25 protein-coding genes and 1 pseudogene are annotated in these 24,848 nt (G+C 43.4%); 23 read left to right on the top strand and 3 right to left on the bottom strand.

Annotated features, from left to right (window positions below):
- Positions 1–54: 54 nt before the first annotated feature.
- The 10 genes from EV212_RS03660 to EV212_RS03615 all read left to right on the top strand — a co-directional run bounded on the left by EV212_RS03660 (position 55) and on the right by EV212_RS03615 (position 8,896).
- Entirely contained in the window at positions 55–249 is a 195-nt protein-coding gene (locus EV212_RS03660; RefSeq protein WP_207669057.1) for an excisionase, read from the top strand.
- 156 nt (positions 250–405) lie between these two features.
- Positions 406–1,680, top strand: coding sequence for a tyrosine-type recombinase/integrase (locus EV212_RS03655; RefSeq protein ID WP_132089008.1), 1,275 nt, complete (start codon positions 406–408; stop codon positions 1,678–1,680).
- Positions 1,681–2,009: 329 nt separating this feature from the next.
- Complete coding sequence (locus tag EV212_RS03650) at positions 2,010–2,795, top strand: metallophosphoesterase family protein (RefSeq protein WP_132089004.1); 786 nt, start codon at positions 2,010–2,012, stop codon at positions 2,793–2,795.
- A gap of 430 nt (positions 2,796–3,225) precedes the next feature.
- Entirely contained in the window at positions 3,226–5,628 is a 2,403-nt protein-coding gene (locus tag EV212_RS13645; RefSeq protein ID WP_243115443.1) for a ubiquitin-like protein, read from the top strand.
- Between the two features lie 281 nt (positions 5,629–5,909).
- On the top strand, positions 5,910–6,476 hold the full coding sequence (locus EV212_RS03640; protein ID WP_132089001.1) for a TetR/AcrR family transcriptional regulator: 567 nt from the start codon (positions 5,910–5,912) through the stop codon (positions 6,474–6,476).
- Entirely contained in the window at positions 6,473–7,204 is a 732-nt protein-coding gene (locus tag EV212_RS03635; protein ID WP_132088998.1) for a CPBP family intramembrane glutamic endopeptidase, read from the top strand. The genes EV212_RS03640 and EV212_RS03635 overlap by 4 nt, the downstream gene beginning before the upstream one ends.
- A 28-nt stretch (positions 7,205–7,232) precedes the next feature.
- Positions 7,233–7,421: a cysteine-rich KTR domain-containing protein gene (locus tag EV212_RS03630; RefSeq protein WP_132088996.1), complete on the top strand. Its 189-nt coding sequence runs from the start codon at positions 7,233–7,235 to the stop codon at positions 7,419–7,421.
- A 254-nt stretch (positions 7,422–7,675) separates the two neighbouring features.
- A complete protein-coding gene (locus EV212_RS03625; protein ID WP_132088993.1) occupies positions 7,676–7,888 on the top strand; it encodes a helix-turn-helix transcriptional regulator in 213 nt (70 codons plus the stop codon).
- Positions 7,875–8,303, top strand: coding sequence for a hypothetical protein (locus EV212_RS03620; protein WP_132088990.1), 429 nt, complete (start codon positions 7,875–7,877; stop codon positions 8,301–8,303). The genes EV212_RS03625 and EV212_RS03620 overlap by 14 nt, the downstream gene beginning before the upstream one ends.
- 80 nt (positions 8,304–8,383) lie before the next feature.
- Positions 8,384–8,896: a GNAT family N-acetyltransferase gene (locus EV212_RS03615; protein WP_132088988.1), complete on the top strand. Its 513-nt coding sequence runs from the start codon at positions 8,384–8,386 to the stop codon at positions 8,894–8,896.
- A 116-nt stretch (positions 8,897–9,012) separates the two neighbouring features.
- On the opposite strand, the gene EV212_RS03610 is transcribed toward EV212_RS03615, so the two are convergent.
- Positions 9,013–9,471 (bottom strand): GNAT family N-acetyltransferase, encoded by a 459-nt coding sequence (locus tag EV212_RS03610; protein WP_132088985.1) that lies wholly within the window; start codon positions 9,469–9,471, stop codon positions 9,013–9,015.
- Positions 9,472–9,706: 235 nt separating this feature from the next.
- Here EV212_RS03610 and EV212_RS03605 point away from each other — a divergent pair, with 235 nt between their 5' ends.
- Positions 9,707–10,744: an alcohol dehydrogenase gene (locus EV212_RS03605; protein ID WP_132088983.1), complete on the top strand. Its 1,038-nt coding sequence runs from the start codon at positions 9,707–9,709 to the stop codon at positions 10,742–10,744.
- Between the two features lie 24 nt (positions 10,745–10,768).
- On the opposite strand, the gene EV212_RS03600 is transcribed toward EV212_RS03605, so the two are convergent.
- Positions 10,769–11,593 (bottom strand): TrmH family RNA methyltransferase, encoded by an 825-nt coding sequence (locus tag EV212_RS03600; RefSeq protein ID WP_132088980.1) that lies wholly within the window; start codon positions 11,591–11,593, stop codon positions 10,769–10,771.
- Positions 11,594–11,788: 195 nt separating this feature from the next.
- Here EV212_RS03600 and EV212_RS03595 point away from each other — a divergent pair, with 195 nt between their 5' ends.
- From EV212_RS03595 to EV212_RS03555, 9 genes and pseudogenes are all read left to right on the top strand, one after another.
- Positions 11,789–12,625 (top strand): MerR family transcriptional regulator, encoded by an 837-nt coding sequence (locus EV212_RS03595; protein ID WP_132088977.1) that lies wholly within the window; start codon positions 11,789–11,791, stop codon positions 12,623–12,625.
- Positions 12,626–12,698: 73 nt separating this feature from the next.
- The gene (locus EV212_RS03590; protein WP_132088974.1) at positions 12,699–14,069 is read left to right on the top strand and encodes an MATE family efflux transporter; all 1,371 of its coding nucleotides are present in this window, start codon (positions 12,699–12,701) and stop codon (positions 14,067–14,069) included.
- Positions 14,070–14,084: 15 nt separating this feature from the next.
- Positions 14,085–14,474 (top strand): annotated as a pseudogene (locus tag EV212_RS13925) (hypothetical protein).
- Between the two features lie 74 nt (positions 14,475–14,548).
- The gene (asnB, locus tag EV212_RS03580; protein ID WP_132088971.1) at positions 14,549–16,087 is read left to right on the top strand and encodes an asparagine synthase (glutamine-hydrolyzing); all 1,539 of its coding nucleotides are present in this window, start codon (positions 14,549–14,551) and stop codon (positions 16,085–16,087) included.
- A gap of 84 nt (positions 16,088–16,171) precedes the next feature.
- Entirely contained in the window at positions 16,172–17,761 is a 1,590-nt protein-coding gene (locus EV212_RS03575; protein ID WP_132088968.1) for a hypothetical protein, read from the top strand.
- Positions 17,762–17,778: 17 nt separating this feature from the next.
- Positions 17,779–18,801, top strand: a complete 1,023-nt coding sequence (locus EV212_RS03570) for a transglutaminase domain-containing protein (protein WP_408609157.1) — start codon at positions 17,779–17,781, stop codon at positions 18,799–18,801.
- A 21-nt stretch (positions 18,802–18,822) separates the two neighbouring features.
- Positions 18,823–19,611 (top strand): Cof-type HAD-IIB family hydrolase, encoded by a 789-nt coding sequence (locus tag EV212_RS03565; RefSeq protein ID WP_165873285.1) that lies wholly within the window; start codon positions 18,823–18,825, stop codon positions 19,609–19,611.
- A 13-nt stretch (positions 19,612–19,624) separates the two neighbouring features.
- Positions 19,625–20,845: an MFS transporter gene (locus EV212_RS03560; RefSeq protein ID WP_132088962.1), complete on the top strand. Its 1,221-nt coding sequence runs from the start codon at positions 19,625–19,627 to the stop codon at positions 20,843–20,845.
- A gap of 12 nt (positions 20,846–20,857) precedes the next feature.
- Complete coding sequence (locus EV212_RS03555; protein ID WP_132088959.1) at positions 20,858–21,676, top strand: DNA-3-methyladenine glycosylase family protein; 819 nt, start codon at positions 20,858–20,860, stop codon at positions 21,674–21,676.
- A gap of 74 nt (positions 21,677–21,750) precedes the next feature.
- Here the strand turns inward: EV212_RS03555 and EV212_RS03550 are convergent, their stop codons facing one another.
- Positions 21,751–22,185 (bottom strand): hypothetical protein, encoded by a 435-nt coding sequence (locus tag EV212_RS03550; RefSeq protein WP_132088956.1) that lies wholly within the window; start codon positions 22,183–22,185, stop codon positions 21,751–21,753.
- A gap of 399 nt (positions 22,186–22,584) precedes the next feature.
- Between EV212_RS03550 and EV212_RS03545 the strand changes: the two genes are divergently transcribed.
- The 3 genes from EV212_RS03545 (at position 22,585) to bcp (ending at position 24,722) form a co-directional block, all read left to right on the top strand.
- A complete protein-coding gene (locus tag EV212_RS03545; RefSeq protein ID WP_132088954.1) occupies positions 22,585–23,457 on the top strand; it encodes an AraC family transcriptional regulator in 873 nt (290 codons plus the stop codon).
- Between the two features lie 151 nt (positions 23,458–23,608).
- Positions 23,609–24,247, top strand: a complete 639-nt coding sequence (locus EV212_RS03540) for an endonuclease III domain-containing protein (protein ID WP_132089280.1) — start codon at positions 23,609–23,611, stop codon at positions 24,245–24,247.
- Between the two features lie 22 nt (positions 24,248–24,269).
- Positions 24,270–24,722 carry a thioredoxin-dependent thiol peroxidase gene (bcp, locus tag EV212_RS03535; RefSeq protein ID WP_132088951.1) on the top strand — a complete coding sequence of 151 codons (453 nt, stop codon included), beginning with the start codon at positions 24,270–24,272 and terminating at the stop codon, positions 24,720–24,722.
- The last annotated feature ends 126 nt before the right edge of the window (positions 24,723–24,848 follow it).

The raw sequence follows: 24,848 nt of genomic DNA, 5'->3' as shown, positions 1-24,848 counted from the left end.
CACCCGCCTGACATTCCCTTGTCGGGCATATTTTAATGATGGAGGTAAATGCCTATGAAAGAAATCCCTATTTGGGAAAAGAGCAATCTGACGCTGGAAGAAGCTGCGGCTTATTCAGGCATTGGTATCAATAAGCTCAGGAAGTTGTCAGATAATGAACAATGCCAATTTGTTTTGTGGATTGGTTCCAAGCGGCTGATTAAGAGAAAGAAGCTGGACGAATACACAGAAAAGATGTACTCTATCTGACAATGCGAACTGAATTGACATAGATATTACAGCACAAATACAGGAAATACGGAACGGTACTTTTTGGGTAAAAACGGTACTTCACAAAGGGGCGATACTCTGATACAATATAATCAGGGTATTGCCTTTTCCTGTTTGTGCAGAAAGGAGCCGAATATGGCAGGAAAAGGACAGACTAAAAGAAAAGACAAAGACAGAATCGTTCTTCGGACAGGAGAAGGACAGCGCCCCAACGGAACCTATGAATATCGCTGGACTGACAGGAGCGGAACACGGCGCAGGGTTTATGCCAAAACGCTGGAATTGCTTCGTGAGAAAGAAGAAGAAATCCAGAAAGATAAATGCGACGGCATTAAGGCAGAAGCCCGCTATGTGACGGTCAACGATGTGTTTGATATGTGGCGGCAGTTGAAGCGTGGACTGAAAGACAATACGTTTCAGAACTACCAGTATATGTATAATATGTTTGTGCGTCCTGATTTTGGAAAGACAAGAGTATCTTCCTTGAAAAAATCGGATGCGAAACGGTTCTACAATACGCTGGCTGATGAACGAGGTTTGCAGGTATCCACGATTGACAGTGTGCATACCGTACTGCATCAGGTGTTGGATATGGCGGTGGACGATGCGTATCTTCGTGTCAATCCCTCTGACAATGTGCTGAAAGAATTGAAGCAATCCCACATTTTCAAGACGGAGAAGCGCAGAGGATTGACGAAACCGGAGCAGGAACTTCTTCTGGATTTTCTTCAAAGGAATCACACCTATAATCATTGGTATCCGATTATTGCCGTGATGGTAGGAACCGGGCTGCGGGTAGGGGAAGTGACCGGGCTGCGCTGGTGCGATATTGATTTAGAAGAAGGTCTGGTTGATGTAAACCATACGCTTGTCTATTATGACCACCGGGAAACCGAGGGGAAAAAGGGCTGCTACTTCAATGTGAATACGCCCAAGACAAAAGCCGGTACACGGCAGGTGACGATGCTGGACTTTGTGCGGGACGCATTTATCCAAGAACGAGAGTATCAGGAAGCGAACGATATTCATTGTGCGGTGACGATTGACGGCTACACGGATTTTATCTTTGTGAACCGTTTCGGCGCTACACAGCATCAGGGTACCTTGAATAAAGCAATCCGCCGCATTATTCGGGATTGCAATGATGAAGTGCTTTTGAGGGAAGAAGCGGAGCCGGTGTTACTGCCGCATTTTAGCTGTCATTCCCTGCGGCACACATTCACGACCCGGATGTGTGAAGCCGGAGTTAATATCAAGGTCATTCAGGATGCGCTGGGACACGCCGATATTTCAACCACGCTGAATATCTATGCTGATGTTACGAAAGAACTGAAAAAGGACGAGTTTGCGGGGTTGGATTTGTATTTTAAGAAAAGCCCACAGCAAAACATCACGTCCCCGGCGCTTTAAGCCACATAAGCCAAAAGTTAAGCCAATCGGAACAAGGTCGGCAAAGGCTTAAGTAGGGTTATGAAATCAGAAAGCATTGGATATGGCGATAAAGTGAGGTTATACAGGCTAATGCAGACTTATAAATCAGGTGAACTGGAAATCCCGACGATGAAAAGCCTTGATAAATAAAAATGGCCTTTTGTATGGTATAGCTATTGGTTCTAAAACAAATGTTGGGGCGGAATTAATTTTTAATTCCGCCCCAACATTTGTTTTAGAACCAATATTATATCAATTGCGGGAAGTCATTTTTATAATGGGAAAATGATAAAGAGGTGAAGTAAAATATGATTTATATTACAGGCGATACACATGCAGATTTTAGACGTTTTACTAAGAAGCAACGTAATCGACTGCCCTTTGAACTGACAGAAAACGATATGGTAATTATCTGTGGTGATTTTGGTTTGCTCTGGAGTAAGAATGACAAGACGCTGAAATATAATCTTGATTGGATGTCGAGGTTACCATTTCAGATTCTCTGGGTGGCAGGGAATCACGAGAACTATGACATGATAGAGGAATACGATCTGGAAGAATGGCATGGTGGCAAAGTAAGACATATCCTTCGCGATAAGATTATCTATCTGGAACGTGGCCAGGTTTTCCAAATAGAAGGGAAGAAGTTCTTTACATTTGGCGGAGCTTCCAGCCACGATGTACAAGGTGGAATTCTGGATATTGATGATTCTGATTATACAGAAAGACGTGTTGCTGCGAATAAAGCAGGACTACCTTACCGCGTAAAAAGAATCTCCTGGTGGGAGCAGGAACTGCCGACAGAGGAAGAGATGCAGGAAGGAATAAGAAATCTTGAAAAGGTGCATTACAAGGTTGACTATGTGATCTCACATTGTCTGTCTTCAAAGTTGCAAGATAAATTGGAAAGACATTTGGGTGGAGGAAATTCTGTCAAATTATATGAGGAAGATATACTCACAGATTATTTTGATAAGTTGGAGGAAAAATTACAGTACACACGATGGTACTGCGGGCATTATCATCTGAATATGGATGTGGATGAACAGCACACGGTGATGTATGAGATGATCGTGCCATTAGAGGGAAGCTGATTTTTAGAAGATTTAATTGTGGAGTAAAGAGTTAGTAAGAGCGATTGGGGGAGTTTCTGATGATGACATCAGAGAAAGGTTTCCTAAAATGCCATATATAATTATCTGGTTCTTAAACAAACAGGAATACAAATAGGTGTTTGTAGAGTTGGTAAATTCCTATTTTTAGGGCATTGTAAAAAGATTTTTACATCTTTTTTTCGTAATATGAAAGAAAATTGATACTTATATTTATATATTTATGCGTAAATATAACGCAGATAATTCATAGAAATATTCTAAAAAGGACTTGACAATATGAGAATCAGCGGTACAATTCAGACAGACAGAGCATAGCGCTGTCCTTTTCTGCTATACAAAGAATATATTAGGCGTTTTTCACCCGTGGTTTGCATGAGGACAAGATGCGCCTGTTTCTTTTTGCTCATCAATGAATGAGAATAAACAATTATCGGAAAACGAGGGAAGAAGCGATATTATGAAAAAAAGATTTTTAAGTTTATTATTGGCAGTCTGCCTTATGATAGGACTAATGCCGACGACAGCGTTTGCAGTGGATGGCGAAACAGAGCCTGTAGAAATGTGCGAAATCCACAATGAACCTCAGTCTACTTGCACTCAATGTGCAGCAATTTTGACTGCTAAAGTTGAGGAAGTTAATGCGCTGATTGATGGCTTACCAGACCCCGAAACCCTATCTGTTGAGAATGCGGACGCTATGGATGAAACCATGCAAGGGATTTCTAATGCCATTGGTACCATTCCCACAGAGGAGCACTATCGGCTGAATTTAGACCGGTACAATGCTGTGCGAGAAGCACTGGCTGGACCGCAAGGCGAGCCGGTGCTTGCGATGCAGATATTTGTAAAAACTTTAACTGGAAAACATATTACCCTTGAGGTTGAGCCGACAGACAGAATAGAGGATATAAAGGCTAAAATTCAAGATAAAGAGGGAATACCACCAGATCAGCAGAGATTGATTTTTGCTGGAAAACAACTTGAAGATGGTAACACTTTGCAGGATTACAGCATACAAAAAGGTAGTACGTTGCATTTGGCTTTATCCCAAAGATTCCCTTATGTGGATGCCGGCGGCGTTGCACAGACTCCGGTTGAAGCAACTGTTCTATCCGGCATGATAGATGAAAATATCGGTATTAGCGGACAGGAAACCTGGTATATTGTGACGGAATCCGCCACGATTGGACAGTATAGAAAATTTATCGGTACAGTAAACCTGATTTTGGCAGACGGTGCAACACTCACCTCTCTAATGACCGGTACAGCAAGTGCTAAAGATACCTTGATTATTTGGGGGCAGGAAAACGGTACGGGAACATTTAATGCCACAGGTGAGCAGTGGGAAGCCGGACTGCAAATGCAAGGCGGTAGCCTAATCATAAACGGTGGTAGTGTCAACGCCACTTCGACAAATACTGCGAGTGATAACGGTGCTATTGGTGAAAACTTTAAAAGTATCACGATTAACGGAGGTACGGTAACCGCTATTGCGGCTAAAGGACCGGCAATTGGTAGCAATAGCGATTCTCCTATTATCATTACTGGCGGTAATATTACTTTGAATAGCCCTGTTTGCGGTATTCAGACAGGAAATGGTGGCACCGTTACCGTTACCGGCGGTACGATTGTAAATCAAAACGGCGGGGATGTAACGGTCAATAGTGGTGTGGTTTCTATAAATGAGACCTGCTTCACAGACGGTGTGAAGATTGAAGCGACACATACTCATTATTGGGAATCAACCTATACGTATAACAATACTCATCACTGGCACGAGTGCAGCACGGACGGTTGTCCGGTTACAGAAAATAGCGGAAAGAGCGGTTATGCGGAACACACCTATGATCAGGAAGTTGCTTTTGAAGCATACTTGGCGAGTGCTGCAGACTGTAGCAGTCCTGCAACATACTACAAATCCTGTGTCTGCGGCAAAGCTGGAGCGGCTACGTTTATCTCCGGCTCAGCGGCAGGTCACAGTTGGGGTATTCCCCAATATACATGGTCGGCAGATAATACTACCTGCACCGCCGAGCGAGTATGCAGTAATGATGCAAACCATAAGGAAACCGAAATCGTTGACAGTTCTTCACAAGTAACGCAGAATAAGACCTGCACCTTACCTGAACTGACAACCTATACGGCAATATTTACAAATACTGCTTTCACTACACAGACGAAAGCAGATGTGAGAACAGCAGAGGCTGCTCATACAGCAAGTGACTGGATAATTGACAGGCCCGCAACAGCAACAGAAAAAGGCAGCAAGCACAAAGAGTGTACCGTTTGCGGATATATATTGGATACTGTTGAAATTCCGGCACCGGGAAATGCGTCCTATAATATCATTCAGGGAACAGGTCAGCAGATTACAAAAGGCAACGATGTAACATTTACCTCCAATGCTGATTTTGATAAATTCCTCAGAGTTGAGGTTGACGGCAATGAAATTGATTCTGCAAACTATACAGCAGTTTCCGGTTCAACGAAAGTGACTATGAAAGCCGACTATATCAATACCTTAACAGTAGGTAAGCATACTTTGACTATCGTTTCTGCTGACGGAGAGGCAAGTACCGAATTTGAAATTAAGGCGGCTTCCGTAACTTCTCCCGACCCGGATAATGGCGATGACAACACGACTACAACTCCTGATGGCAAGGACGATGGCGAGAAAAATCCTGAAACAGGTACAGATGTACCGCAAACAGGCGACAGCAGCAACTTTGTTCTTTGGATTACTCTGATGCTTGCTTCTGCAATGGCGTTTATTGGAATTGCTCTGTTCAGCAAGAAAAGACAGGCGAAATAAGATGTAACGCCTATAAGGGCAAAAATCGGGCAGGTAATATAAAAAAACATTACCCACCCGAAATCAGAGCTTAAAACGCCCAATATAACAGCGAAAACACACCCAAAAGCGTTACATATCAAGACCTAAGATAAAGGGCGAAGATACCGTAAAAAAGTATCTTCGCCCTGTTCTTATTTCTATTTGAGATCGTTTCAAGTTGGCCCTATTGACATTCATTGAATGTACATATATAATTAATGTTATATAACATGAATATTTTTTTGTAAAGGGAGGTACTCATGCCACCAAAGGTAAAAGTCACAAAAGATATGGTTATTGACGCTGCTTTTGAGGTAGCCCGTGAAACAGGAGTAGAAAATATCAATGCAAGGACTGTTGCGAAGAAACTGAACTGTTCCACACAGCCTGTTATGTACCATTTTGCAACAATTGAAGAATTGAAAAAGTCCGCCTATGCAAAGACGGACGTGTATCACACAGAATATCTGATGAATGTAAACTCGGACGACATCATGTTAGGGATTGGACTGAACTATATCCGCTTTGCAGTTGAAGAACCGCATTTGTTTCGCTTTCTTTTTCAATCTGGTTTTGCCGTTGAAAATAGCCTTCTTGAAATGGTAAACTCCGAGGAACTCATACCCATAATTTCTACCATGCAGGAAACTATGGACTTGAGCATAGAGCAAACAAAAGAGGTTTTTATAACGCTTGCCCTGTTTGTTCATGGATATGCCAGTATCATTGTCAACAATTCATTAGAATATGATGAAAAACTAATAGCGACGCATTTGAGGCGAGTATATGCAGGTGCGATATTAGCCATACAGGAGGAAATGGAATGACAAAATTATATAAGAAAAGCGAGATGGCCTTTGCGCTGGTCTGTATAGGAACCTATTGTGTGTTGCAATCTTTGGCAAATCCACTCAATCAGGTTATTGGTGTTAATTACTCTGCGAGTGCCGTTTTTTGTGTTTTGCAAGCCGTTATTCTTCTGCGCTTTATTACAAAAAATCGCTTGTCGCAACAGTACGGGCTATGCAAATCTCCCGTTCCGGCTCGGTATTTTCTTTACTATCTTCCTTTGGTTGTTTTAATGACGAGAAATTTTTGGAATGGAGTGGCTGTCAACTTCACGTTGGTTGAAACAATCTGCTATATCATCTGTATGTTCTGCGTTGGCTTTGTGGAAGAAGTGGTTTTTAGAGGATTGCTGTTCAAGGCGATTGCAAAAGACAATATAAAAACGGCGATTATCATTTCAAGTGTGACATTTGGTTTGGGACATTTGCTAAACTTGGTTAATGGCAGTGGTGCAGGAATAGCAGAAAACCTATTCCAAGTTACAGGAGCGATTGCGATTGGTTTTCTGTTTGTCATTCTTTATGATCGTGGCGGTAGTTTGTTACCCTGCATTATTACCCACTCCGCAATTAACATCACGAGTATTTTCGCAAACGAGGCAGGATTGACGGTAGAAAAGCGTATTATTTTTCAGTTTGTACTGTTTGCAATTACTATTGTCTATTCTTTTATTCTCACAAAGACACTCCCGAAAAAACAGCATTAAAATTGAGAATGACAGGGAGATAATGGATATGGAAAATGTGATTTCAGAATGGTTGCGTTGCCCTGTTTGCGGAAATAAAACAAGATTACAATTACGGGCGGATGCGGAGTTAAAAAACTTTCTACTTTATTGTCCGAAGTGCCGACAGAAAAGTTTGATTGACGTAGAGGATTTTATATTTAATCCCCCAAAAACGGCGGTTTGCCGAGTCCTTTGAGAGAGGAATAATCTTCTTCTCAAAGGACTTTTTCTCTATCTATTCGTAAACTACGAAGAAATTCCCTTCCCTTTATATAATGTAATCACAGAGGAAGTTTAATAAACATCTCAACAAGGCGGATTGGGAAGCACCTGTAAGGGTATTTTTTTGCCTTTTATGGAAAGTTAACTTGACATTTTCTTATAATCATGTATACTTAAGATAAGGAAAGCTAGCTTTCCGTACATAGAAAGGGTATGGGAGAAGTATCAATGAAAAACAGATTAGAAGAATTAAGGAAGGAAAGGGGAATTAAGCAAGAAGAATTGGCGTCTGCTATGGAGGTTTCAAGACAGACCATTGGTTCTTTGGAGAATGGAAGATACAATCCGTCCATTTTGTTAGCTTTTAAACTTGCCAGATATTTTGGCATGAGTATCGAAGAAATATTTATTTACGAGGAGAAGGAGCATGAAGAAGAGTGATAAAATCATATTGGCAATTTATATCATTATTGGTATAGCTTTAGCAATTATTGGAATTACTATTCAAGAAGATTATTATTCCTCAATAATTTTTGCCATGGGGTTTGCATTGATTTTTAGTACCATTTTGCAGTTCGTGAGGTATTATCACAATACAAGACCAGAAAATATAGAGGTATATCGCAAAAAAATACGCCAACAGGAAATTAATTTAAAGGATGAAAGAAAGATACAGCTTCGTAATCGTGCGGGATACATATCATGGGCGATTACTATGGTGGCGTGTTTTATTGCTTCATTTATTGCCACACTATTACGTGCAGGTACTTTGATCGTATGTATTCTTGCCGGTGTTGCAGTTGCAGAGTATATATTCGCTGCGATTATATACCGCTATTTGTGTAAAAAGATGTAAATAACAATGCTTTATCCAGATAAATATAATTAAGAATGTAAAAGGATATTGTCTAATCAAGAGTGAAAGGTTGCATGGATATGGATAAAAAATCGAGGTTTGAATTTAGAAATATAAGACAAAGTGAAAAAGGACAGGCAGCAGATATTGAGCAGATTTGTTTTCCGCCAAATGAAGCTTGTTCAGAGAGAAATATGATCGAGCGCATCGCAGCGGCGCCAGAATTGTTTTTAGTGGCGATTGATAAGGAAACGGGAAAGATAGCCGGATTTTTAAATGGGATTGCTACGGACGAATATTATTTCAGGGATGAATTTTTTACAGATGCCAGCCTGCATAACCCGGGAGGCAGGAATATTATGCTGCTTGGTCTGGATGTCTTGCCTGAATATCGCAGACAGGGGCTTGGAAGCGAACTTGTGTATCAGTATTTAAGAAGAGAGCGGGAAAAAGGCCGACGAGAGATTTTCCTCACCTGTTTGAAGTCAAAAGTAAAGATGTATCAAAAAATGGGATTTACAGACCGTGGAATTGCCAATTCAACCTGGGGCGGCGAAGAATGGCATGAAATGAGCTGCACATTAGGCTGGTAACCGTCAAGGGAGCCGATCACTATTGTGAAGCAATCTTATCTGGATACGAATGGGTTTGGACAATAGCGGCAGATCTATGGCAACTGGTAGATTTGATTCGACTGTGTCGGGAGAATTTAAGGCAGACGCCGATATTCCATTACATAATTTGTGAGAAAGACATTATGTCGTTGAACCTGCTGTTTGTTGATGACTTTATATCCCCTTTTTTCAAAAAAACCCCGGGCAGTAATGGAAGCGTGTGTAAAAATTTTTGGAGTGCTTACAGAACATTCTAATTCATCGCACAGCGCAGCTGCAATTCCAAGGCGTTGATAATTGTGGTGGACATATAAGCGGTCTAAATAGCCTGTTTTATCAATATCGCCAAAACCGACAATGACAGTATTTATTTCGGCGATAACTGTATGGTGGGATAAGAACGAATCATTCCATTTCTTCAAGTCAATATTTCCATCTGCCCAGGCATTGACCTGTTGAACGGAATAGTCTTTTATATTGATTTTGTGGATGGTGTCATAAAACAATTCTGCAAGTATTTTGCAATCGGATGGTTGATATTGTCTTAAACGCATTAGAAGAATCACTCCTTTTCATTCAGTTCATGTTCTGTGGGCAATCGTTCATCGATGTGTGGAATTTATTATATCGTATACCATAAAGGGGTTCAATAATCCCATATTAAAAAATATTCCTGCCGACAGGCGGAGACAGCAGACGACTGAAACGTTGAAAAAGATTGCTATTCCTATTATTCCACCGTATAATTAATTGTACTTGTCAATGAAGAAATTAAAAGGATGTGATACCATGTTGGCTTATACATATGTTGAAAATGGAAAATTTGAATTGCAGGAGAAGCCAAAGCCGAGGCTCCAGGATGCAAAGGATGCGATTGTAAAGGTGACGCTGGCCAGCATCTGTACAAGTGATCTGCATATCAAACACGGCTCGGTGCCGAGGGCGGTTCCCGGGGTGACAGTGGGGCATGAGATGGTTGGCGTTGTGGAGAGCGTAGGGAATGGGGTCAAAAGGGTAAAGCCGGGAGATCGTGTCACCGTAAATGTGGAAACCTTTTGTGGAGAATGTTTCTTTTGCAAGAACGGGTATGTGAATAACTGTACGGACCCGGATGGCGGTTGGGCCCTGGGATGCCGAATAGACGGCGGACAGGCGGAATATGTGCGTGTGCCCCATGCAGATCAGGGATTAAATCGGATTCCGTACGCTGTGACAGATGAGCAGGCATTGTTTGTGGGGGATATTCTTGCCACGGGATTCTGGGCGGCCCGGATATCTGAGATCAGGCAGGAAGATACGGTACTGATCATCGGCGCCGGACCTACAGGGATTTGTACGTTAATGTGCGTCATGCTGAAACAGCCAAAACGGATTATTGTATGCGAAACGGACCCTGTTCGAAGAGAATTTGTGGAAAAACATTATCCGAATGTGAGCGTTGTCGGACCAGAAAATCTGATGCAGTCCGTGAAGGACAACAGTGATCACGGTGGAGCAGATGTGGTATTGGAGGTGGCCGGAGCAAAAGATACTTTCCAGATGGCCTGGAAGTGTGCAAGACCAAATGCCATTGTAACCGTAGTGGCTTTGTACGATGAAGCCCAAAGCCTGCCGTTACCGGATATGTATGGAAAAAATCTGACCTTTAAAACAGGAGGAGTCGATGGCTGTGACTGTGAAGAAATACTCCGGTTGATCGAAGGGGGACAGATTGATACAACACCGTTGATTACCCATACATATCCGCTTGAACGTATTGCGGAGGCTTATGACTTGTTTGAAAATCGACGAGATAATGTAATAAAAGTGGCCATTAAAGCGTTTTAAATCGGAAATAATTGAGATTTTTTCCTATCTGCCAAGTTCCCAGAAGGCCACTGCGCTGGCGGCGGCTACGTTTAGGGAATCCACGCCATGGGACATGGGGATACGCACGGTATAATCGCAGTCGGCAATGGTGGATGATGCCAGACCGTCACCCTCGGTGCCGAGGATAATGGCCAGCTTTTCTTCAGCCTTGAGCCGGGGATCATCGATGGGGATGGAATTGTCATTTAAGGCCATGGCGGCTGTTTTAAAGCCGAGCTTTTGGAGAAACCGGACGCTTGTCCGGGGCCATTCTTCGTTTTCACTGCCAAGATAGGTCCATGGTATTTGAAAGACAGTGCCCATGCTGACCCGGATAGCCCTTCGGTACAGTGGATTACTGCTGGCCGGAGTAAGCAGAACGGCATCAATATTCAGAGCTGCCGCGGAGCGGAAAATAGCGCCGATATTGGTGGGATTCATGACATTTTCAAGGATGGCAATCCGGCGGGCGCCGTTACATACGTCTTCAACACAGGGTAAGGGCGGGCGGCGCATAGCGCACAGAACGCCTCGTGTCAGCTTGAAACCAGTCAGCCTCGTTAAAACTTCGAATTCCGAAGTATAGACCGGAATGTCACCGCATCGGGCGACAATGTCACGGGCCTGTCCTTCAATATGTTTTCTTTCCAATAAAAGGGAAACCGGAACACAGCCCGCATCCAGTGCCCGTTCAATCACTTTCGGGCTTTCGGCGATAAAGAGTCCTTTTTCCGGTTCGTGTCGGTTCAGTAATTGATTTTCATTAAGGCGGGCATAAACATCCAGTTCCGGCGCCTCAAAATCCGTGATTTCTATGATATTTGGCATAATGTAACTCTCCTGTAAAAATTCTGTAATTCGTTTTGACTTCCCGAGAATTTAAGTTGCTTTTCTATTGTAGCACATCTTTAAGAGGTGTGATAGAATAAATAGGCAGGGATAAAAACATAACGTTTGAAATAAACTTGACTGTAAACCTTGTTTACGCCTTATATTCTAAGTAAAAAGATAGAAGGTGATGAAATGACGATTAAAGAAGTCGAAGAGAAAACCGGACTGGCCCGTTCCAATATTCGGTTTTATGAAAAGGAAAAGTTGATTCAGCCTATTAGAAATGAAAGCAATGGCTATAGAGAGTATACGGAGAAGGATGTGGAGGATATTAAGAAGATTGCCTATCTGCGAACATTGGGCATTTCTATTGAAACTATCCACAGGATTATTTTGAAAGAGATTTCTTTGAGGGACGTCATTGGCGAACAAATGTACAAGCTGGACGAGCAGGTGGTGAATCTGGAGAAGGCGAAAATCATTTGTCAGAGCATGTTGGCCGATAGCAAAATAAGCTATGAAAATTTAGATGTGGAAGCATTTGTGCCGGAATTGGAAACATACTGGCAATCTAATCCGAAAATTTTCAGGTTGGATACGGTGGGCTTTCTCTATATGTGGGGCGGCTTTCTGGTATGGGCAATTCTGACGGCGGCCTGTCTGGCGGCAGCGTTGATTGTCTGGCCCATTTTGCCGAATCAGATTCCTATTCAGTGGAACGGCGGTGAGGTCAGTTCGGCAGTTGGTAAAATATTCATATTTGCCTATCCATTGGCCTGCATTGTTATTCGTTTATTATTCAGACCTTATTTGCGGAACAAACTGCAGATATATACATGGTGTTATGGTGAAATGATCACAGATTATTTGACAAATTTTTTCTGCTTTGTCATATTATCAGTGGAAGTGTTTACTGTACTGTATGTTCACGATATTGCAACGCATGTGACAACATTACTTCTGATCGATTCACTGATATTTCTGGGACTGTTTATTTGGGGAATGAAAACTTTAACGCGCAAAGACTGACAGTGCGCGCCTGCCCGGAGATTATGGAATACAGGATGCCCCCGAAAAATGAAGGAGTGAAGGAAGAAACAGAATGACACAGGATTTGACGATTGGAAATATAACGAGAAAGATTTTATTATTTGCATTGCCCCTTATGTTTGGAAATGTGCTGCAGCAGTTTTACAATCTGGTAGACACTTTGATCGTTGGCCGATTCCTTGGAGCGGATGCACTGGCAGCTGTGGGAGCCTCTTATACATTAATGACGTTTTTGACGTCGATTTTATTGGGACTCTGTATCGGCAGCAGTGCCTATTTTGCCATTCAGTTCGGCAGAGACGATGCGGACAGGCTGAAAACGGGGATTTTTCTTTCATTCCTGCTTATTGGACTGACGGCAGTTCTGTTAAATATATTTGTTTTTGCCGGGGTTGACTGGATTATTAAAGTTCTCCAGGTGCCGGAAAAAATCTGGCCGTCCATGCGGGAGTATCTGGTCTACGTTTTTGGCGGGATTTTTGCTGTCTTTCTATATAATTATTTTGCAAATCTCCTGCGAGCTATAGGGAATTCATTGGTGCCCCTTTTGTTTTTAGGCGTTTCGGTCGTACTGAATGTGGTTTTGGACACATTGTTTGTGGTTGTTTTTCATTGGGGCATCATGGGGGCAGCGGTGGCTACGGTTATTTCCCAGTATATATCCGGTATAGGTCTTTTCATCTATTGCTTTGTAAAATGCCGGGAACTGCGGCCGACCAAAGCGCATATGCGGTGGGATGGTCAGATACTGCACAGCATATTTCAATTGTCCTTTTTGACTTGTCTGCAGCAGTCGGTGATGAATTTTGGAATTTTGATGGTACAGGGACTTGTCAACAGTTTCGGTGAGACTGTGATGGCTGCTTTTGCCGTGGCTGTAAAGATTGATACCATTGCCTATATGCCGGTGCAGGATTTTGGCAATGCCTTTTCTACCTTTGTGGCGCAAAATTATGGCGCTGGCAAGAGAGAACGGATTTGGCAGGGAATTAAGAAATCGGTTCAGGGCGTTATCGCTTTTTGTGTGGTGATTAGTTCTTTTGTATGTGTATTTGCCAGAGACCTGATGAAGCTGTTTGTGGATAAAAATTCCGGAGCTGTCATAGATGTCGGTGTGAGCTATCTTCGGATTGAGGCAGTATTTTATCTGGGAATCGGTATACTGTTTTTGCTGTACGGTTATTATCGGGCGATTGAAAAACCGGGAATGTCCCTGGTACTCACCATATGTTCACTGGGAACCCGGGTACTGTTGGCATACACTCTGTCGGCCGTTCCATCCATCGGTGTGACGGGAATATGGGCATCCATTCCGATTGGCTGGCTTTTGGCAGATGCAGTGGGAATCGGATATTATATACTCATTCGGGCATACCGTATGTCAGATGATCCGCATGGGCGCGCTTCGCGCGATAAGGTATAAATCGGAGGTTAACCTATGATTCTTTATTTTTCAGGAACAGGTAACAGTGAATTTGTAGCAAAGCGGATTTCCGGGGAGACCGGAGATGAAATTCTAAATTTGTTATGACCTGTGGGGAAAGCATTGGAAATGCAGGGGAGTACATTAAAAATCTGTGTATGAAAAAAGGTTTTCATTATATGGGATGTGCCGAAGTGGTCATGCCGGAAAATAAAGTCAGTGCGGTAGGAAAATTCAGTACATCATTAGTCAATCGGATTTTCTATCCTGCATTTGTTCATGCAAAGAAGTTTTACACGACAAACGCCTGTATCGGCTGCGGAAAGTATCTGCGGATGTCCGGAAGCGGCCATCGAATATGGCAAAAGGAGTAAAGGAAAGCCAAGATATCAATGCCCAATGTAGATGAAGGGATTGTTATCCTGCAAACTTTAGTTTATAATAATCAGGTAATATATCGTATAAGAGAGGTTATTCAAATGATAAATGTCAGAGAATACAGAGGACATATTCGAAACTGGGAAGCGCTCTGCGGAGAGCTTGGAATCGATAAAACTCTGTCAAGAGAGGAACGTGAAGAACAGATTCTGGTCAAAGCCTATGAAACATGGGGATATGATATGGCCAGCCATATGCATGGGATGTTTGCATTTGCATTGTGGGATGAGGAAGATCAGAAACTCTTTTGCCTGAGAGACCTGTTTGGAACAAAGCCATTTTACTATTATGAGACAGAGGAAGGCCATCTTCTCTATGGAACAACGATTCGTAAGATTATGGAACAACCGGGGTTTGTAAAAAAACTGAATGAAGAAATGCTTCAGTTATATTTGAGCCTGACCTATGTGGCCGGAGAAAATACATTTTTCCGCGGGGTTAAAAAGCTTATGCCGGGCCGTTATCTTATCTGGCAGGACGGAAAGCTTAAAATAGAACGTTATTGGATGCCGGAATTTCATCCGGATGAAAGTAAATCCCTGGAGGACTGGGCAGATGAGATTCATTCGACTCTTCAGGAGATCATGCCGGAGGTTAAATCGGACGATGAGACAGCCGAATCCTTTTTATCCGGCGGCGTAGATTCTTCTTATGTATTAGCTATGTCGGATGTGAAGATGACCGATTCCTGCGGCTATGAGGAGGCGCGTTTTGACGAGTCCGGACTGGCCCGGCAGACAGCGGAAATTCTCGGCCGGGAGAATTCCAGATGCCTGATCACACCAGAAGAATATTTTGAAATCGTTCCGTATGTCATGTACCATATGGAGCAGCCTTTAGGCGACGCTTCTGCCATTGCCTTTGCCATCGCCTGCAGAGCGACGGCTGAGCATACAAAGCTCTGTTATTCCGGTGAAGGCGCCGATGAATTCTTTGGCGGCTATAATATGTATCGCAATGCGGAACGTTACGGAGAAAATCTGAAGACTTTTTATGTTGGCAATACCAACATTATGAAAGAGGATGAAAAGAAACGTATTCTTAAAAAATATGATCCGGATGTCCTGCCGATTGAATTGGTGGAGCGGATTTATGAAGAGACAGAAGGACTTGACCCGCTGGCAAAAATGTCCGACGTGGATATCCAGATTTGGCTGGAGGGAGACATTTATTTAAATGTTGATAAAATGAGTACGGCGGCGGGGCTGGAGATTCGTATGCCATTGACGGACCGGAGGATTTTTGATATTGCATCCCGTATGCCTTCCAGATATAAAGTCAATGATGAACAGAATAAGGTGGCTTTCCGTACGGCGGCAGCGAAGGTCCTTCCGGAAGAAATCGCTTTCCGGAAGAAGTTAGGCTTCATCGTGCCGATTCGTATCTGGATGGCTGATGAACGGTATAATCAGGATGTGCAGGCAAAATTCCACAGCGAGATGGCGGCTCAGTTTTTTGATCTGGATGAGATCAATGCCATCTTTGACGATTATGTCGGCGGAAATTCGGATAACTGGCGGAAGGTCTGGACCATCTATACCTTCCTTGTCTGGTATGAAGAGTATTTTGTAAAGCGTTAGGCGTATAAAGGAAAATGTGACAGGCATTCAGGAGGGATGCCTGTCATCTTTGCATTATTGTAGGATAGAACGGAGAAAACAGGTATGGCACAAAAATCAGGCTCAGGAATTGAAAAGATAAAATACGGAGAAATCCATTGCTATTATCCTCTTAAATTTGAAACCGATTTGGATTTTGAGGCTCTGTGTGAAGCTGTACGACAAAGCACCGTTTTTTTCTCAGAAGAATATCAGAATAAAATCATGGATTCTCTTGGATATTCTCTTTCCAGATCCGTCAGGGAAATGCCGGGTGAGTTGCTTCAGGAGCCGGATATAAAGATGGATACGAAAGCGTTCAGCCGGTACAACGAAATGACCGCACCGCCTTTTCAACTGGAAGGGGACGATCTTCAACTGGAATTGGAGATGACAGATACATCCGTTAAAATCCATCTTGTGAGTACAGAGTTGAAAGCCCTGGGGCAGAGACTTGATCGTTTGCGTGAAGAGCAGGAAGCGTCTTTCCAGATATACGGATCAGGCTTCACATCTGCTCAGGACCGATTGATCCTGCTGCCTTTTAAAATAGAATTAAACAGCAAAGAGACCGTGTGGCTCCATGCTCTGTTATACATATTTGAAAATCATATGGGTTTTCTGAAACTGGAACTTCCATTGATCAACACTTCTCCGGCACCGCTGCAGAATAATAACATTGATTTGTTTATATCAAATGTGATCAATAAATGGAAAAATAAAAATTATGCCTCGGAGACATCCTTTTCAAATATTGCGGAAGCTTATTTGAATTCGCTACATGAAGATACCCATATTGATTTTATTAAATATGGCAGTGGTATCCGTCATATCATTCTGATTGACTTCGATGGAATACCCAAACAGCTCAATAATGTTTCCAAGGATGTTCAGGAGGATTTATACCGCATTATTGCAGCGCCTGTCCCGAAAAGAAAGGATACATCTTATTATCGAGATGCCTGGGAATATATACAAAAAAACAGTTGGGGTGGACATGGCATGAATTATCTGACCAAGACTACGGGCGGCTGCTTGTCATACATTGATCAGGGATTGTTAGATATGGTGACGGAACAATATAAAATCCGGACGGGAGTGAAAGACATCGAAGCGGATGATCATTATCGGATATGCAGCGGCCTGGCCAGAGATGTGCATGTCAATGCGGAATTTGCGCTGCTCATTATCATGCTGAAAAAGATGAATGATTTGAATAACTTTTATAAAAAAGTTTTCAAACCAAAGGAGTTGGCGGAAATCCAAAAGGAGTACAACAGGAATCTCATATTTATCAGTGAATTGCAGGAAGGCTGTTATGGCAGTGTCAGTGAACAGACGGCGGCTTTTGAAGCGCGGATGCCTCATTATCTGAAAGCTGAAATTACCCGGGATAAGCGTTCTGCAATTGACAGTATTTTAAAGGAGGAAGAGAAAGAAAAGGCTGAGCGTTTTGAAGCTTTTCTTGCGGTCGGAGGGTTTATGTTGGCGCTGATTTTTGGACTTCCCGCAATTTATGAGTCATTGGAGATTATCCGTAATGCGTTAGGGTTCATATTGGTGGATGTGCCCATTATTACACTGGAAAATCTCAGCGTTGTGTTATGGCTGTTATTAAATCTGTTTATGGGATTGAAAATAAAATCGGGAAAATAGATATGGAAGTGATGGTTATGGCAGGTGAATCCTATTATTATAATCAACTGAATAAAGTGCAGCAGGCGGTTTACCATGCGATGAAAAACGGGCTGCAGGCTCTGGCACCCAGTTTTCAGGTTCCCCTTCTGGAAGGCAGGGAGCTGTCGGATATTTATTTTATGCTGCGGCTGGATTGTCCGGAGATTTTTTATACGGTGAAGTTTAAATACCGGTATTATCCGGATTCGGGGAATGCAGAGATTTTTCCCGAGTATTTGTTTGATAAAAATAAAATCAGGGCCCATCAGAAGGCGATGAAGTCCAGAGTCGAGAAGCTGGCACGGCCGGCTTTAAAGCTCAGCGAGGCGGAGAAAGAACAGTATATCCATGATTTTATCTGCCAGAATGTTCGTTATGACAAGCTGAAAAAGCCCTATTCCCATGAAATCATCGGGCCGTTGGGGCAGGGGGTCGGCGTCTGCGAGGGCATTGCAAAATCGGTGAAAATACTCTGTGATGCATTGGGAATGTGGTGTATTGTCGCCCTTTCGGAAGCGAACCCGGAAAAGGGGATTAAATATCGCCATACCTGGAATGTGGTGCGCATCGGCGGTAAGTATTATCATTTGGATGTCACATTTGATAATACACTTGGCGGCGGTGAACGCCTTCGTTATGATTATTTTAATCTCAGCGATAAACAGATTTTCCGGGATCATGAAATGCTGGTGTGGAAGATCCCTTCATGTGAAGACGGAGACCATTTTTACTATAAAGAGAAGAAAATATCCTTTACAAAGATGGAGGATGTGCGAAAACGTTCGGCTCAGGCCGTAAAGAAAGGAAAAATGTTGATTTTCCACTGGAGGGGCGGTTATCTGACAAAAGAAGTGTTGACGGAACTGCTTCAGATCATTGAAGAAGAAGCTGCAAAAAAGGAACGGCATGCAAAAGTTTCATTGAACTGGCCTCAGGCGGTGCTTCAGGTGACTTTTGAGAAAGAACTGGAAGGGGAACCCTTCACGATGGAAGAAGCTAATGAAGGCGAACGGGAATGATCATACATGGAGGTGGCAGGAATGGCCGTAAGAAAAGCCTTATTTTTTGATATTGACGGGACATTGTGGGACTGGAATAGCAAAATCCCGGAAAGTACCGTACAGGCACTTTATCGGCTGCGCAAGAACGGACATTTGACTTTTTTGTGCAGTGGGCGGAGCCGGGCATATATTCAGAATCCAAGACTGTTTGAAATTGGTTTTGACGGCGTGGTCTCTGGATGCGGGACGATGATTGAGTACGGAGACAAAACGGTTTTTTATAAAAAGCTGGATGAGGAGTTGGTGGCGCATACTATTCATACAGTAAGAAAGTATGGCATGCGTCCAATATTGGAAGGCAGAGAATATCTTTACATGGATGACAGTGAATTTGCTAAAGATAACTATGGAAAAAAATTGAAAGCAGAACTCGGCTCCCGTCTGTTAACAATCGGTGGAGAATGGGGACGTTGGGAGATATCCAAGCTGTCCTGTGCAACGGAGGATGCGGATCAGGAAAAATGTTACGCCGAGTTAGATGCTTATTATGATTATATGATTCATGATATACCGGTGACCGAATTCGTTCCCAAGGGATTTCACAAAGGGACCGGAATTGCCAGAGTGTGTGAAATGCTGGATATGGATATCGGGGATACCTTTGCCTTTGGAGACAGTGCAAATGATATTGGAATGATTCGGGCTGCGGGGGTTGGTGTGGCCATGGGAAATGGTTCGGAGGATGTCAAGTCGGAAGCCGATTATGTGACGACTTCGGTTACAAAAGATGGCATATGGAATGCCTGCCGATATTTCGATCTGATTTAGAGGGAGAGTTGTTATGACGAGAGATAAAGCAAAGCGGCTATTTTTGGCAGCGATTATTTTATTGACAGTGGCTCAGGGATTGAGTTCTTCGGTTTTTTCAAATTACTTTAAGGAAGTCTATCAGGTGGATTCAGTCCAGCGGGGATTTTTGGAGATTCCACGGGAAATGCCGGGAGTCCTGTGTGTAGTTGTCATTTCACTGCTTGGCAGTATGGGAAATGTGTCTATGGCCTTTATCGCCTATGGCTTATCCTGCCTTGGCCTGCTGGTTCTTGGACTACTTTCGCCCTCTTACGGAATAATGATGATTTTTTTGTTCATTGCTTCCCTTGGAGAGCATATGATGATGCCGCTGAGGGACAGTATTGCGATTGATCTGTCTAAAGAGGGAAAGACGGGGACCTTTTTAGGAAAACTGAAAGGGCGGATGCTTTTTGCTTCTATGATGACGTCTTTAGCGGTGTTTATCGGCTTTCGTGTCGGCATCTTCTGGTTTGGTCAGGGGATGATTCCTTCATTTTGCCTGGCGCTGGTCATTGCGGCTGTGGGCGCCGGATTTATTCTGAAATTGAAGAAAGAATGTCCGGAACTGAATGTGCCACAGCGGCATAAGCAGGCTTCAGGACAAAAAGAAAAACATTCATTTAAAAAGAAATATCTGCCTTACTATGTGGTCACGGCCGTCTATGGCTGCCAGAAGCGGGTGCGGATCGTGTTTGGACCGTGGATCATTATTGAACTGCTGGCGAAAGGAGCGGATACCCTGGCGCTGCTCGGTATCGCCGCCCATTTTGCCGGAAGCCTTTTTGCACCGTTGATCGGACGATTTCTGGATCGGTATGGTGTGAAAAAGGCCCTTGTACTGGAAGGCTGCGGCATCGCTTCGATTTTTGCATTTTCAGGATGGGTGGCCGGAAACATTGCAGGTGAGACCCTTGGAACGGTGGGGGCACCTTTATTTGTTGCCTACCTTGTATACATTTTGATTAATCTGACGGACCATTTCAATACAGTACATACATTTTTAATGAAGCAGTTAGCCGATGATCCGGCAGATGTTATGGAAAATTTATCTTTTGGATTAAGTGTGGACCATGTCATTGCCGTGGTATTGTCCGGTGGACTCGGCATCCTATGGCAGACCTGGGGGCCGCAGTATGTCTTTTATATAGCGGCGGCGGCGTCACTGGTTCAGGTTTGTGTAGCCGGATGGCTGAAAAAAATAGGAGAATAGGTGATACCTTCGATGGTTAGGAAACAGATAGATAATTTTAGCCTTGAGCAGATTTGCCTGTCGGGTCAATGCTTCCGTATGAAACAGGAAGATGGAGAAGAAAACAGATACAGTCTCATTGCCGGGGACAGGTATCTGGAAATTGAACAGCAGGGAAATGTGAACACATTTTATTGTGATGAAGAGACATTTGAACATTTTTGGAAGGATTATTTTGATCTGGAAAGGGATTACGCCGACTGTATTGGACGGATTAATCCAAGGGATACATATCTGGCGGATGCGGCGTCCTTTGGCGCGGGAATACGAATTCTTCGTCAGGATTTGTGGGAAATGATCGTCACGTTTTTGATTTCTCAGCAGAATAATATCGTTCGGATTCGCAGGTGTATCCAGAACATCTGTGAGGCTTATGGAGAAGAGCGGACAGACGGCCGGGGAAGACTTTATTATGGTTTTCCGAAACCGGAAGCGCTGGCCGGGCTGGATGAAGACGCTTTAAAAGCCTGTAATCTGGGCTATCGCAGCAAGTATGTGGTTCGGGCGGCCAGAAGTGTTGTTTCCGGAGAGATTGATCTGGAGGCGGTGCGGCGCATGTCCTATAAAAAGGCCAGGGAAGAACTGCTGAAATTGTTTGGCGTGGGCGAGAAGGTTGCGGACTGTATCTGCCTTTTTGCCCTTCATCATCTGCAGGCATTTCCGATGGATACCCATATGATTCAGGCGTTGAATGCTCACTATAAAAGGGGATTCCCAAATCGGAGATATAAAGACATAAAGGGAATCATGCAGCAATACATTTTTTATTTTGAATTATTTGGGAAAAAGTAAAGATGTCTGTTTAGGGGCAAAGCCGATGGGAGGTTTTGCCCCTGAGCTTTTTTAAATGTTCAAATGGGCAGGAGTTACAGATAGCAGCGAAGGTCCTGACGCAGGGTTTCTTCAATGGATATAAGGCGTTTGCAGATATCTTTTGCCTTGCTGTCCGCGTCAGTGTACTGGTTTAAATATTTATGAAGGTATTTAATGCCCATATTACACCCGTCCGTCATCAGATCGGCAATGGTCGCGTCACTTTTGTCCATACCCATTTTCATATTGGTCTTCAGCCAGGACATACCTTTGGCCATAGGTGTCGGCTCCTGATCTTTACTGCCCTGCTGAATGAGGAGGGTATGAATTTCATTGCCAAGTTTTTCGTGGTGATTTTTTGTTTCAGACAGTAATTGTTTTAATCTGGAATCTTCTGTTTTATCCAGTATTTCGTCAATGGAAGACACCGCCATTTTGGTCCCGGAGTCACATTCTTTCAGTAAGCATAACGTATCTTTATTGGTCATTGAATAAACCTCCTTTGATTTTTATTCTTTAGTTTTTGAAGATTTCCCGGATAATATTCCTGGATATACAGGTCTAGACAATTTTCAGTTGATAAAACGACATATGTATCGCATAATGAAAAGAAACATGAGTGTTACCGGGGACGATGACCTAAAAAGCAATTGAAAATATTATTCGAAAGGATATGGTGATCGAAGATGAGAAAATTTGAGTTGAGAAAATGGCAGCTGGAAGATGTTGCGGATGTAGCCCATTATGCGAAAAGGTGTCTGTAAGAAAGGAAAAATCTATGATTACTGTATGTGTGCACTACTCAGAGACTGACAGGCAACCGCACAGAAAGTCATGAAAGAAGGTTCGGATTTCGGTATACTGAGTTTACGGAAGGAGGGGAAAGGATGGAGTGGGTGAAGTGTCTCCAGCGGGCCATCGATTATATGGAGGAACATTTGGAAGATGCCATCGATTACGAAGAGATTGGCCGACAGGCTTATTCTTCCAGCTTTCATTTTCAGCGTGTGTTCCATATGATTAGTGGTTATTCTGTCGGCGAATATATTCGTAACCGGAGACTGACGCTGGCCGGAGTGGAGTTATCTACAGAGAATGTGAAGGTTATCGATGTGGCCCTGAAGTATGGATATAACAGCCCGGAGAGCTTCAGCAGGGCATTTACAAAATTTCATGGGATTACGCCTGCGCAGGCAAAGAATGGAAATGTCAATCTGAAATCCTTTTCCAGAATTTCCGTAAAACTCATATTAGAAGGAGGAACAGCAATGGATTACAGGATTGAGAAGCGAGAAGCATTTCAGGTGATCGCAAAGCGGGCGAGTTATGAGGGCGGCGGTGAAATCGCTTCTAAAAATATCCATAACACATGGGAAACGTGTATAAAGGACGGAACAATTCAGACACTGGCCGGTTATGTCAATCCGAAAAATGTCTTTGGCGGTGCAATCGTTGGCATCAGTTTTGCCGACTGTAATGCGGGAGATTTTGACTACGCCATCGCAGCGGCTTATACGGGTGGGTCTGTGGCAGAAGGATTGACAATCGAAGAAATTCCGGCAAATACATGGGCGATTTTTCCATGTACAGGAAAGATGCCGGAGGCATTTACGGAGCTTTGGAAAAAGATTTATACTGAATTTTTTCCAGCCAGTAAATATCAGCCGGCCGGAGGCTTTTGTATCGAAGTTTATCCGAGTGATGAGGTTTATCGAAATGATTTTCATTGTGAAATCTGGTTTTCAGTTGAAGAAAAATAGAAGTTCATAAAACAAATATGAGACTCCGTGCGGGGAATAAAAGGCCTGCATGGAGTTTTTTCTATAATCCAATTGAATTATCCCTTATATTATTGTACAATTTCTTAAATGGCAGATTGCCGCAACGCGGCACAGGGAGGAAATGAGCAGAATGACAAAAGAGGAATTGACCTTAGAGGTTATTGAACGGCTTCGGAAGGAGTATCCGGACGCGGGGTGTACCCTGGATTATGATCAGGCATGGAAATTGTTGGTCAGTGTCCGGCTGGCGGCCCAGTGTACGGATGCAAGAGTGAATGTGGTCGTTGAAGATTTATATGCAAAATATCCGGATATTAATGCGCTGGCAGAGGCGGATGTGGAAGATATCGAGCGGATTGTCCGGCCCTGCGGGCTTGGTAAAAGTAAGGCCAGGGATATCAGCGCTTGTATGAAGATGCTGAGGGATACTTATGGCGGTAATATTCCGAAAGATTTTAATGCCATCTTGAAGTTGCCGGGAGTGGGGCGCAAGAGCGCGAACCTGATCATGGGCGATGTTTTCGGAGAACCGGCCATTGTCACCGACACCCATTGTATCCGGCTGGTCAATCGGATTGGGCTGGTGGATGGGATTAAAGAACCAAAAAAAGTGGAAATGGCGCTGTGGAAACTGGTTCCGCCGGAGGAAGGCAGTGACTTTTGCCATCGCCTTGTATTTCATGGCAGGGACGTCTGCACGGCACGGACAAAACCCCATTGTGAACGGTGCTGTCTGCAGGATATTTGCGGAAAACATGGTGTTGAGTGAAATGATTCAAGGAGGATGAAATATGTTAGAGATTGGAACAAAGGCGCCGGCATTTGAACTGCCGGACCAGAATGGCGAAATTCATACACTGGAAGAATATAAAGGAAAAAAAGTGGTGCTGTATTTTTATCCGAAGGATAATACGGCCGGATGTACGAAACAGGCCTGTGGATTCGGCGACCTTTACCCGCATTTTCAGGAAAAGGGCGCGGTCGTTATTGGAATCAGCAAAGACAGTGTGGCATCCCATAAAAAATTTGAGGAAAAGTACGGCCTGCCTTTTACCCTGCTTTCAGATACGGAACTGTCAGCGATTCAGGCCTATGATGTGTGGAAAGAGAAAAATATGTACGGCAAAAAAACGATGGGCGTCGTGCGGACAACTTATCTGATCGATGAGGAAGGCGTCATTGAGAAAGCTTTCGGAAAGGTGAAGGCAGTGGACAATCCGAAGCAGATGCTGGACCTTTTATAAAAGAATGGGGAGAGCAGACGGCGAAGATTTTGTGAGCGCTGGTTAATAAATTTAAAAAATAGTTAATCAGGGCTCAATTGTGGTCCTCCCTTCGTTTTGGTATGATAATAGCAGCAGAGGCCAATG

It is taken from the genome of Frisingicoccus caecimuris, assembly GCF_004340975.1.
In the GTDB taxonomy this organism is placed as follows: Bacteria; Bacillota; Clostridia; order Lachnospirales; family Lachnospiraceae; genus Frisingicoccus; species Frisingicoccus caecimuris.
This window is presented reverse-complemented; position numbering and strand designations above follow the sequence as displayed.